This is a genomic window from Hymenobacter agri, from assembly GCF_054778495.1.
In genome coordinates, this window is sequence record NZ_BAAGZM010000128.1 from 1 (window position 1) to 9,018 (window position 9,018).

Here is a 9,018-nt window from a genome sequence, read left to right on the forward strand (position 1 = left end):
CCGTGGCCGCATCGCGCCGGCCCAACACCCACGCCACGACGCGGCGACTGGCGCGTTCGACGGCCAGCCAAAGCCACACCTTGCGCCGTTTGCGGCCCACAAACGTCCACATCTCATCCAATTCCAGCGCTTCCCACCGCCTGCGTTGCGCCTTTTTCGGCCGCAGGCGCGGCAAGGGCGGGCTTGGCTGCTGCGCTTGTTTTTGCCAGTCTGGCCATGGTCATGCGCGAAACGCCCGTCACGCGCACGATGCTGCGCTGCGAGTTGCGCTCGGCCAAGAGCTTTTCGACTTGGCCGTAGCGGGCCGCCCGCTCGGCCGCTGCAGGCACAAACCGGGCTTGGTGCCCGCAACTGGTGCAGCGGTAGCGGGCGTGCCCGCCGCTGTGCCCGTTGCGCTGAATTTGTTCGCTGCCGCATTTGGCGCAAACGTGTTGAGTCGTTACCATCTGACGCTATACGAACCCATCCTGTATTAGACCACTGCCTAAAAAGAAGCATGGTTACTAGGAAAACGGGCATTTACTGCTTTACTGTGACGTAAGCGGCTAATGACGCACCCGACTCGCGCTTCCATGTACCTAAGCTGCTGGTACGAATAAGAGCCGCTCCCCCTAATTGAGCTCCGTAGCTAAACTGTGGCACCGAATTGTTTTTTTCGGGTAAAAATTCAAAGCTTATGTAGAAATCGTGCTGTAATGATAAGTTGTATTTAGTTAAATCAATGTTCAACCAGCCGTTTCGCACTGTTGTTCTTATAATGATGGTTTGCTCTACTAGGCGATTTGCTGGCATTCCCTGATCGACTCCGTAAAAATTAATTCGGATAGCAACAGAGTCTGTCGTGGGCCGTCGAAGAAAAATATGAGCATCTATAAGTTGAGAAGGTTTTTCAGCTAAGGAAATAAGTTTACCAAACTCTACGATATCGTGGGTGTCCTTGGTGAGGACACTCCCCCAAAGCAAAGGGTTGTGCGAGGTTGTACCAATACGTCGTATTTTCTCTGCGTGACCGCGAACAACTACTTCTTGCAAGGAGACTTTCTTCTCTTCAAGAAAAAAAATGTTCCTTTGGTTTGCAGGTATTTGCGAGATTAGGACATTCTTTTCTTGGTAACCTATGGCTGAAAAGGTTAGCGTATCATGTATTAAGGTAGACGGAACCCGGAAAGAAAATTCGCCGTGCTCGTCAGCCGCAGCACCGATGTTTTTTCCCTTAATACCGATGTTCACATAAGGAATAGGATTTTTCTTATCTTTTGTTTGCGCCGCACCAGTCAAAAGCAAACTTTGGCCGTGAACGGAAAAAATGCTAGCAACAAGGGCGATGATAAGAAGGAGATATTTCATAATCTTTTTTAACAGCTTTCAAAGGGCTTACAATATGAGTAATGATACCATCCAGACTCCAGAGAGGCCTACGTCGATTGGTGTAATAATTGTATTATAAATGTACAGTCTCAACTGCAGGATGGGCCGAGTTATGGGTAAAGATAGCGGCGTTCATTTGAATTAGCGCACAGACGAATTAGTGGGAGGCTGTCCATGCAGGCGCTTCAAGCACTTGGCGTGATGCTGGAGATGTATAGTCTCAGCGTGTAATGGCGTATTTTCCGGGCCGGAATTTCGCACGAACCTATGGGACAAGTACTCCACGGCAGCGCCCGCACTACTCAGGTGGTACGGCGCGCTATCCAACACAGCCAGGAAAGCCTACAAAGCTTAGCCACCCGCTATAACATCAACCCGAAAACGGTGGCCAAGTGGCGCAAACGCCTCAGCGTCCAGGACGCCCGGATGGGCCCTGAACCCACCTCGACGGTGTTCACGGCCGAGCTGGAGACCATCGCCGTGGCCTTTCGTCGGCACACATTCCTGGCGCTCGATGATTGCCTCTACGCGCTGCTGACCACGATTGCGCACTTATCGCGCTCGGCGCTGCACCGCTGTTTCCAACGTCACGGCATCAGCCGCTTGCCCCTAAACGAAGACGGACAGAGCCCGCCGGAAAAGAAGTTTAAGGACTACCCCATCTGCTAACTGCGCGTCGACTTTGCCGAAGTCCAGACGGAGCAAGGCAAGCAGTACCTCTTCGTGGCCATCGACCGCACCAGCAAAGTGGACTTTGCCGAACCGCATCCATGCGCCTAGCGCGTGGTGGCCGTCGAGTTCCTGCGGCGGGTGCTGGATAAGCTGCCCGATAAGGTGCATACCGTGCTAGCGGATAACGGCGTCCGGTGCACGCTCACCAGTCCGTCTCCGATGGGCACAGTTTAGACCGCATCTGCCGCGCATACGGTGTGGAACACCGCCTGACTAAGCCGGCCCATCCTTGGACCAACTGCCAGGTAGAACGGATGAACCGCACGATTAAGGAAGCCACCGTCCGGCGCTTCCATTACCAGAGCACCGAGGAACTCAACGAGCACCTGCAAACCTTTTTGCTGGCCTGCAACCACGCCAAGCGATTGAAGACCCTAATCGGGCTGACACCGCACGAATTTGTCTGCGCGCAGTGGCAAAAGAACCCGACTATCTTTACCCGTGACCCGACCCACCTCACGCTGGGACTATACACCTAGTATATGGTGGGCTTAACCCTAAGAAGCAGCGCCCGGGCTGAAAACGCGGCATTGATGATTATCTTCAAGCAGCCGAAGCATGAGTTCGCTCATGAAAAGAAGTTGGGTTTTCGCTAATAGAATTGCGAGACCAGCCAGGTGAAATGAATTTTCTGAAAGCATATAGCTTCACGTTATGCTCGGTAGCTGGTGCGCCAACGCGGCTAAGTGCTGTACGTGCGCCGGCCGCCTGATGCGCATAGGCGCACCGATGGTAACAGCCAATAGCCGAAACACCATAGCGAATGCTTGCGGGCGAGGCGGTGGCTTAAATTTTGTTCTTGTCTATCAATGAAATAAAATGATGTTGTTGCATTCTTATTAATTTTTACATTCGAATAATAATAGCTTATCTATTCTATAAGCTAGCTTTGTTTAGTACAAATACGGGAAATAACAAAAGTCTTCCGTTACCCACCTGAATATCAACCGTTGCTGTATTGATATTGCGAGATGAAAATAATTCAGAGTTTATGGACACTGCCCAGCCAGGGCCAAGAAACGGTTGAAGGGAGGGCCAAAGGAGGCTGGTTAGCTCCTGAGTTTCACTATATGAGCATGGCCCTGAGTTGTTCATTGCTGAGGCGGCATTATAAAGAAGTTGAACTGATAACCGATGAGCAGGGGAAGGAATTGCTTATTGACCGCTTTAAACTTCCTTACACGAGCGTAAAAGTTTGCCTTGATCGCTTTAATCACTATCACCGAGGATTATGGGCCTTGCCCAAGCTATTTAGTTATAGTATTCAGGACCGCCCTTTCCTTCACGTAGACGGCGACGTATTCACGTGGTCTCCATTAGATGCGTCTGGCATCGTGAACCACCCACTGATTGCCCAAAGCCCCGAGTTACAGCACGAGGAAATATATCTCAAATCTTTGCAACATATTCAAAGTCAATTACATAATTTGCCTTTGTGTATGCAGCCGAGCTATGCTAATGGCAAACCTATTATTTCTGTAAATGCGGGAGTATTAGGAGGTTCTGACTTAGAATTCCTCCATAATTACGCTACTACTGCACTTGACTTTCTGGCAAGCAACGAGTCTATTCTCTGCCAGGATGCGAATGCTGGGCTGGTTAATATCGCTGCCGAACAATACCTGTTTTCCGAGATGGCTAAAGAGGCTGCCAAGGAAGTTTATTTTGTCATCCCCCAATTAAGCGCTGATTTTAGGGAGGTTGTGCAGCTCAATAAGGTTCCGGCTATGAAAAGCTTTATCCATTTAATCGGGCATGCGAAAAAAGAATTTTACAGCTGTGAGCAGGTCCAGCATCGTTTGCGGTACGAATTTCCAAACCAATATGATTTGATTCAGCGAGCTTTGGCTAGTTCGGTTCCTTTGCAATACTACATCCCGGTTGGAACGAGGGATTTACCCTATTTTGCGGTACCATCCAACTTAAAGGTATCCGGTACCTCAACACTGCAGACTAAATCTGAACAGCCCAAGCAGCCAGTTGCTCAAGATCTTGGGAGCTTGCGCAACGAATTGTTAGCCATTTGGACTGAACTGGAAACTATCGCTAATGAACTAGCACAAATTAATCCATTCGGGTTCGCCGCTGCAAGCAAAATATACGATTTCATGAGTGATGCTAAAGTGAATGCTATAATGTCAACGAAATTCACTTTGTCAGAAAGCAGTCATATCATTTCCTATGTTCCACGCTTAGCTGTTAGCGCAACCACCCCAAATGGTCAGAATGACGATTCTGGTGACGAGCAGGATCAAGGATTTGTGATTCTACAGCATCGGGATCCGGGAGTATTCGGTCAAAAGTTAACTGGATGGTCTGAATTATTAGTTTATTTTCAGGGCGAGTCATTAACAGGTGAAGAGTTGATAAAACTAATTTCCGAGGATGTGGAGGATACCAAACTAGGCTTTATTCGGGAAGCGGTATACGAATTTGTCTGTTCTCATCTAATATATACTGGCTATCTGACTTTAGCGACTATTCCTCAACAGTCTAATTCATGAGGATATTCAAAGACAGTTGTTAAACACACGAAAGAAAATAAAAATTTGTTTTGATTGAATCTTAACTGGTTGCGCCAACAAAAAAATAGATGCAAATGCAAAACTATAAGTTGTGTTTCTTATACAGCGAGTTTACAACAGTTAGATAACGTGGCAATAGATAGTGGCAAGCGTTACTTTCTACGCACTGTTGCAATGCTTTCTCTCTGATTTTACGCTCTAACATCCTCTCCTCACCCTGATTTTGGCGTTAAGCCAGCTATTTTAAGGCGTTGTTTTTCCTTACGAATTTTTATGGCCCGATTTCCTTTTTACAAACAATTTGATACGATGGACTGCGGTCCTACTTGCTTGCGCATGATTGCCAAGCATTATGGTCGCTCCTATAGTCTGCAGTACTTACGTAACGAGAGCCAGATCAACCGGGAAGGGGTCTCTCTACTGAACATCAGCCGGGCCGCCGAATCCATTGGCTTTCATACGGTAGGAGCCAGACTTGATTTCCACACGCTCTCAACCGAAGTGCCGCTGCCTTGCATTGTGCATTGGCAGCAGAATCATTTTGTGGTGGTTTACGAAATAATAGAACCCTATTCCCCCTTTATTCGGCGAATAATGCCATCATCTAAGGGCGGCACAGGTAGCCGGGTACACGTAGCCGACCCGAGTCGAGGCCTGATTGTCTACACGCAAGAAGAATTTGAATCACACTGGGCAGCGGGACCTGGCCAAGGTATCGGCTTGTTGCTCGAGCCCACCCCTGCCTTTTTTGTTGAAAGCGGCGAAGCAACGCCAGAAATCGGCTTTAAGCAATTATTCACATATGTTTTTGCTGCGAAGTACAAAAAGCTTATAGTTCAACTGTTTTTAAGCCTCATAGTTGGGAGCTTACTGCAATTAATACTGCCTTTTCTCACGCAATCCGTTGTTGACATTGGTATCAACACGCAGAATTTAAATTTTGTATACCTTGTTCTCGCGGCTCAGCTTATGCTGGCTGCTGGGCGTACCTCGGTTGAGTTTCTTCGAAGTTGGATCTTATTACACATTAGTACACGAATAAATCTATCGGTTCTTTCAGACTTTCTGAGCAAGCTCATGAGGCTACCACTGGCATTCTTTGATGTTAAGCTCTTTGGAGACCTTATGCAGCGGATTGAGGACCAGCACAGGATTGAAGCCTTTTTAACTAGTGCCTCCTTGAGCACGCTTTTTTCCCTTTTCAATCTAATAATTTTTGGCATTGTACTGTTCATCTACCATACACCTATCTTTATCATTTTCTTCGTAGGTACCGCCCTATATGCCTGCTGGATTGTGCTTTTCTTGCGTAGACGACGCAATTTGGACTTTAAACGGTTCGAAGTATCAGCCCGAAATCAGGGCGCGCTAGTACAATTAATACAGGGAATGCAGGAAATCAAGCTTTCCAATTCCGAAACGCAAAAGCGTTGGGTCTGGGAAAGGATTCAGGCTCAGCTATTCAAATTAAACATTAAAGTATTAGCGCTTAATCAGTATCAGCAGACGGGCGCATTCTTATTGAATGAAGGGAAAAATATCTTTATTACCTTCTTCGCTGCGCGAGCAGTCATCCACGGGGAACTCACTCTTGGCTCCATGTTGGCGATACAGTATATCATCGGGCAGTTGAATAGTCCCGTAGAACAGCTTATTGCCTTCATGCAAACCTTGCAGGATGCGCAAATAAGTTTGGAAAGGTTGAATGAAATCCACAGGATGGAAGATGAAGAAATTCCTGGTCAATCACGCTTGGAAATACTTCCCAGTGATAGGAGTCTGCACTTAAAAGATGTAATGTTCAGTTATAGTGGAGGAAATGATCGACCAACTTTACAGAACATTTCACTTTTCATTCCTGCTGGAAAGGTGACCGCAATTGTTGGGGGCAGTGGCAGTGGCAAGACAACGTTGCTAAAGATTTTGCTTAAGTTTTATGCTCCTACCAACGGTAACGTGTACTTGGGAAGTGTGAATTTGCTTAATGTAAGCCATAAGTTATGGCGTAGTCAATGCGGGGTTGTGATGCAGGAAGGCTTTATTTTTTCGGATACAATTGCTCGCAATATTGCAGTTGATGAGGAGAATCCGGACTATGGCAGATTGGAAAACGCAATTAAGACTGCTAATATTCAAGACTTCATCGATGCGCTACCCTTCGGGCTTAACACAAAAATCGGAATGGAAGGCAATGGCATTAGTCAGGGGCAGCGACAACGGATATTGATAGCCAGGGCAGTCTATAAAAATCCTGCTTATCTATTCTTTGATGAAGCTACCAACGCTCTCGATACCGAGAACGAAAGTGTCATCATGGGTAATCTGAACCGGTTTTTTGAAGGGCGGACAGTTGTTGTAGTGGCTCATCGATTGAGTACCGTCTATAATGCCGACCAGATCATCGTGCTAGAGCGCGGCGAAATTGCCGAAGTCGGCACGCACGAGGAGTTACTGCTGTTGCGCAACAAATACTATAATTTGGTCAAGAATCAACTAGAATTGAATAGATAGCCCAATCTTTTCTCCCGCAAATCATGATTTTAATATGCCAGTTATAATCGATCCGAAGCCAAAAACTGAGCCTTTACCGTCTTCTGGCAACAGCGAAGAACTGGATGATATTATCAGTACCCCCCCGGCATGGATTGTGCAATGGGGAATAACCCTGTTCTTTCTGCTGCTGCTAGCCGCGATAGCCGGCAGTTGGCTTATTCATTATCCCGACTTAGTGCAGGTCCCGTTGCAACTTACCACGGTGAATGCTCCTAAGCCGGTGAACGCCAAAGGCGAAGGAACACTTGTTAAATTGCTAACTAAGGAAGGAGATAGTGTGCGGGCATACCAAATACTTGCGTACTTGGAAAGTACTGGTGACCACGCCCAGATTTTAGCTTTTGAAAAGGAGCTAAACCAACTTCGCTACGATGTATCTAAAAATTCTACAAGTCAACATACATTTCACACGGATCACCTGGGCGAATTGCAGACTTCCTATCAAGAATTCGAACAAGCATATACTCAATATCTATCATTTCAGAAGGCAGGATTTTTTCCTCGCAAACGCCTGATGTTAGTGAAGGAAATTGTTGATTTGACTTCTTTAAATGCAAACCTGGGAGCACAGCAGCAAATCCACCACCGGGATTTGGATCTGGCTCAAAAAGAATTTAACATTCAAAAAGCACTACTTCAACAAGGAGTTATTGCTCCTACTGACCTTCGCAAGCAGGAAAGCCAGCTACTTAATAAACAATTGGCCTACAAGCAGGCAGAATCATTACTAATTCAGAGTTATACAACACAGACGGCTAAGAGAAAAGAGCTCCTAGAACTGGATAAGCTTGTTGCGGAGCAAAAAAGTGTCTTTGAACAAGCCATTAACACTTTGCGTAGTTCGATTGATGCTTGGAAGAACCGCTACGTTGTTGTGGCTCCAATTGGCGGGCGGGTATTCTTTTCTTCTATTCTAGAAGAAAAACAAACGCTTAGGGCTAATCAAGAACTGTTTTATATTGACCCGCAAAACAGTGCTTACTACGGAGAAGCAATTATACCCCAAGTCAATATTGGCAAGGTTAGAGTTGGGCAGACGGCCCAGATTAAATTAGCTGGCTACCCTTTTGAGGAATTCGGGATGATAAATGGACGAGTTTCTTACATATCCCAAATTTCTTCCAAGGAGAACGGTTTCATGGCTAAAATAATTTTGCCTAACGGTTTAGTTACAACATATGGAAAGAATATTGCTTACCGTAACGGCATAAGTGCAACAGCTAGTATTATAACTGAAGACTCCCGGTTAATTGAAAAAATATTCTATAATTTTCGTAAAGCGCTAGCTCGTTAACATTAATGGGGCGGTGGTCCAACTTGCAGTACTGTTATGACTGTCTGGGGTGGTCGGGTCAAAACGGACATTGGGCTAAGGTAGGTTGTAAGCGGTGTTCAAGTTCGACTTCGCGTGGGGTTCGGTAGCCTAGGGCCGAGTGCAGGCGCCGGGTATTAGAGTAGTCGTCTAAGTAGTGAGCCAGTTCCAACCGCGCTTCTTCCAGGTTGGCGAAGCCGGCCCGACCAGGCAGTAACTCCGTTTTGAGCGTACTCCAGCCGCTCTCGGCCAAGGTGTTGTCGCAGGGATTGCCCGGCCGGCTCAGGCTGGGTACGGCCTGTGCTTGCCGCAGTTGCTCCCCAAAGGCGGCGCTGGTGTACTGGCTGCCCCGGTTGGCGTGGACCAGCAGGCCGGGCGAGGGCTGCTGCACGGCCATGGCTCGCGCGAAGGCCCTGGTCACCAGCTCCGTGTGCAACGAGTCGCTCACGTGCCAGCCGACCACGCCGCGGGTGCAGGTGTCGCGCCAGCAGGCCAGGTACGCCCACTGCCCGCTGGCCAGCGGCAGGT

7 protein-coding genes and 1 pseudogene are annotated in these 9,018 nt (G+C 47.6%); 4 read left to right on the forward strand and 4 right to left on the reverse strand.

The window, feature by feature from the left end; genetic code table 11:
- The 3 genes from ACYVDE_RS08880 to ACYVDE_RS08890 all read right to left on the reverse strand — a co-directional run.
- Nucleotides 1-112, reverse strand: a 112-nt coding sequence (locus ACYVDE_RS08880; protein WP_460501140.1) for an IS1 family transposase, incomplete at its 3' end; no start/stop codon positions are given.
- Nucleotide 113: 1 nt separating this feature from the next.
- Nucleotides 114-446 (reverse strand): transposase-like zinc-binding domain-containing protein, encoded by a 333-nt coding sequence (locus tag ACYVDE_RS08885; RefSeq protein ID WP_460501134.1) that lies wholly within the window; start codon nt 444-446, stop codon nt 114-116.
- A gap of 73 nt (nt 447-519) precedes the next feature.
- Nucleotides 520-1,347, reverse strand: coding sequence for a carboxypeptidase-like regulatory domain-containing protein (locus ACYVDE_RS08890; RefSeq protein ID WP_460501135.1), 828 nt, complete (start codon nt 1,345-1,347; stop codon nt 520-522).
- A gap of 288 nt (nt 1,348-1,635) precedes the next feature.
- On the opposite strand from ACYVDE_RS08890, the pseudogene ACYVDE_RS08895 reads away from it, so the two are divergent.
- From ACYVDE_RS08895 to ACYVDE_RS08910, 4 genes and pseudogenes are all read left to right on the forward strand, one after another.
- Nucleotides 1,636-2,579 (forward strand): annotated as a pseudogene (locus ACYVDE_RS08895) (integrase core domain-containing protein).
- Between the two features lie 492 nt (nt 2,580-3,071).
- Nucleotides 3,072-4,604, forward strand: a complete 1,533-nt coding sequence (locus ACYVDE_RS08900) for a DUF6734 family protein (RefSeq protein ID WP_460501136.1) — start codon at nt 3,072-3,074, stop codon at nt 4,602-4,604.
- Between the two features lie 294 nt (nt 4,605-4,898).
- A complete protein-coding gene (locus ACYVDE_RS08905) occupies nt 4,899-7,136 on the forward strand; it encodes a peptidase domain-containing ABC transporter (RefSeq protein WP_460501137.1) in 2,238 nt (745 codons plus the stop codon).
- A 34-nt stretch (nt 7,137-7,170) separates the two neighbouring features.
- Nucleotides 7,171-8,472: an HlyD family secretion protein gene (locus ACYVDE_RS08910; RefSeq protein ID WP_460501138.1), complete on the forward strand. Its 1,302-nt coding sequence runs from the start codon at nt 7,171-7,173 to the stop codon at nt 8,470-8,472.
- Nucleotides 8,473-8,530: 58 nt separating this feature from the next.
- Here the strand turns inward: ACYVDE_RS08910 and ACYVDE_RS08915 are convergent.
- Nucleotides 8,531-9,018 (reverse strand): transposase (locus ACYVDE_RS08915; protein WP_460501139.1); only part of this gene is annotated, 488 nt, incomplete at its 5' end.